At 71.1% G+C, this 1925-nt stretch carries 2 protein-coding genes; both read right to left on the reverse strand.

Going from position 1 to position 1925, the window contains the following annotated elements; genetic code table 11:
• Positions 1 to 262: 262 nt before the first annotated feature.
• A complete protein-coding gene (locus AX685_RS13880; RefSeq protein WP_066489680.1) occupies positions 263 to 1150 on the reverse strand; it encodes an ROK family protein in 888 nt (295 codons plus the stop codon).
• 42 nt (positions 1151 to 1192) lie between these two features.
• Positions 1193 to 1925 (reverse strand): ROK family protein (locus AX685_RS13885; protein ID WP_156445816.1); only part of this gene is annotated, 733 nt, incomplete at its 5' end.

A 1925-nucleotide genomic window follows, 5' to 3' on the forward strand; every position in this document is an offset into this window, starting at 1 on the left:
CCGGCCCCGCCATCACCACTGCCGCTGCCAGCAACAGCGCCGCTTTCCTGCTCCAACCCGTCACGCGATCCTCCCGTTCGCCGCGCCCGTCGTGCCGGGGCGGCGTTTGCCGATTAATGCCATCATCTTTTATTATTGGGCAAGCCGGAAGTGCGCTCGCACCTTCCCGGACGCATCCGATGGCGTGCGAAACGCGGTTCGAACCGTTCCGAACCGCGTTTCGATACCGCTTTTGCCCGTCGCGACTCGCGTCGCGACACGCCTAATCCAACGATTCCAGCGCCAGTGCGATCGGTCCCAGCGGCCCTGCAGCGGTGCCCAACCCCGGTTCGACGATGTAATCGCGCGCCGGCAGCACCAGATAATCGCCCACCAGCGCCCTCACCCGCGCGTCGATCCGCGCGATCAACTCGGGCCGTTGCGCGATCACCCCGCCCCCCATCAGCACGCGGCGCGGCGCGTTCGTATACGCCAGCGCCTGGATCATCTGCGCCAGCGCGTCCGCGACCAGCGCCCAGGCCGGATCGTCGGCGGCGATTTCCTCGCCCGGCCGCCCGCATCGCGCCGCGATCGCCGGCCCCGCGGCCAGCCCTTCGACGCAATCACCGTGATACGGACACGCCCCCGCGAACGTATCGCCGGGCACGCGTGCCACACGCATATGCCCCGCCTCACAATGCCCCAACCCGCGCGTCGGCGCACCGTTGACGATCGATCCCACGCCCACCCCGGTCCCGACCGTGACATAGGCGAAGTCCGCCAGCCCACGCGCCGCGCCCCAGCGCCGCTCCGCCATCGCCGCGCCGTTGACGTCGGTATCGAACGCCACCGGCGCCGGATAGCGCGCCGCCAGCGGCGGCATTACCGGCGTGTTTCGCCACCCCGGCTTGGCGGTGGCGGTGATATGGCCGTAATCGGGGGCGGCCGGGTCAAGCTGCACCGGCCCGAACGACGCGATGCCCAGCGCGTCGAAACCACCGTCCTGCCACCATCCGTCCAGCACCGCGGCGATCGCCCCGATCGCGGCATCGGGATCGCTGCCGGTGCGCACCGTCTCCTGCGCAACGATATCGCCCGCCGGAGTCGCCAGCACGACGACGCATTTCGTGCCCCCCAGTTCGACGCCAGCGATCCGCCCGGCCTGCGCCATGTCCCTTGTCCCCCGAATGATGGTGATGATGATCTGGCGGCGTCAGCGCAGCGCCGACACGCGCCGTTCCGCCTTGCTGTCGGCGGGCAGCAACAGGTCTCCGAACGACAGCAACGCCGCGCCCACCGCGGGCGAATCCTCCGCCAGCGCGGCGGCCTGCACCGGCGCCAGCGCGGGCGCGTGGCGCCCTGCCAGCCGCACCAGCGTGTTGGTACGCTGCGCCAGTTCGTCGACCAGCGCCATCGGCAGCCGCCCGCCGATCAGCACCGCGCCCGGGTTCAGCAGGCAACTGACCGCGATGATCGGCTCGACCAGCGCCTGCGCCGCGCGCGCGACCCATTCGTGCGCCACCGCGGCGACGCGCGCGTTGCGCATGTCGGGCTGCCGCACGCTGACGTCGCTCAGGCCCGCCTCCACGAACGCGCGAGACAGCCCGGCCAGCGACACGATGTTCTGCAACTGCGTGCGCCCGCCATAGCCGTCGTCCACGGTCAGGAAGCCGATCTCCCCGCTGCGCCCGTTCGCGCCGCGATCGTACAGCGAATTGACCACCACGCCCCCGCCCAGCCCGAACGCGACCAGCAGGTAGAAGAAGCTGGCATGGTGCTGCCCCATGCCGAACTGCATCTCGCCGATCGCGGCGGCGGCGGCGTCATTCTCCACGGTGACCGGCACCGCCAGCGGCTCGGCCAGCAGCGCGGCCAGGTCGGTGCGGCTCCAGATGTCGTAATCGGCGGGGCGCCCCGGCAGGTTCACCGCCCCCAGATCGTCGGGC

This window comes from Sphingomonas sp. CCH9-F2, assembly GCF_001556735.1.
GTDB classification, from domain to species: Bacteria; Pseudomonadota; Alphaproteobacteria; order Sphingomonadales; family Sphingomonadaceae; genus Sphingomonas; species Sphingomonas ginsenosidimutans.